This is a genomic window from Sulfitobacter sp. HI0027 (assembly GCF_001634775.1).
In the GTDB taxonomy this organism is placed as follows: domain Bacteria; phylum Pseudomonadota; class Alphaproteobacteria; order Rhodobacterales; family Rhodobacteraceae; genus Sulfitobacter.
The window spans coordinates 1-479 of sequence record NZ_LWER01000411.1 but is presented as its reverse complement, the minus strand read 5'-3'; the positions used below and the strand labels follow the sequence as shown (position 1 = coordinate 479).

Sequence of the window (479 nt, the reverse complement as noted above, 5' to 3'; positions counted from 1 at the left end):
TGTTCAAAGCCACAAGAAGGAAAGGACGGCTAATGATAGATACAATGATCGGAGTGGACCTGGCGAAGAATGTTTTCCATCTTCATGGGGCCAGCATGACCGGGCAGTTGAAATTTCGCAAGAAGCTGTCCCGGCCACAGTTTCGCGCGTTTCTTTCTACGCAACCGCCTGCCGTGATCGTCATGGAGGCCTGCGGCAGTGCCAGCTACTGGGCGCGAGTGTTGTCCGGGACGGGTCACGAGGTGAAACTGATCGCACCGCAGTATGTGAAACCATTTGTGAAACGCCAGAAGAATGATGCTGCGGATGCTGAAGCTATCGTCATCGCCGCGCAGCGGCCGGAGATGAGGTTTGTTCCGCCCAAGACCAAGAAACAACAGGCCCGTGCGATCCTGTTCCGGAACCGGGAGCGTTTGGTGAACCAGCGCACCGAGCTGGTAAACAGTCTACGATCAATCCTCTACGAGTTCGGGCACACT

The 479-nt window shown here is 55.5% G+C and carries 1 protein-coding gene; it reads left to right on the top strand.

All coding sequences use genetic code 11. The annotated features are described in order from the left end of the window. Window positions 1–32: 32 nt before the first annotated feature. A partial coding sequence (locus A3722_RS18620; protein ID WP_150120558.1) for an IS110 family transposase occupies window positions 33–479 on the top strand: 447 nt, incomplete at its 3' end.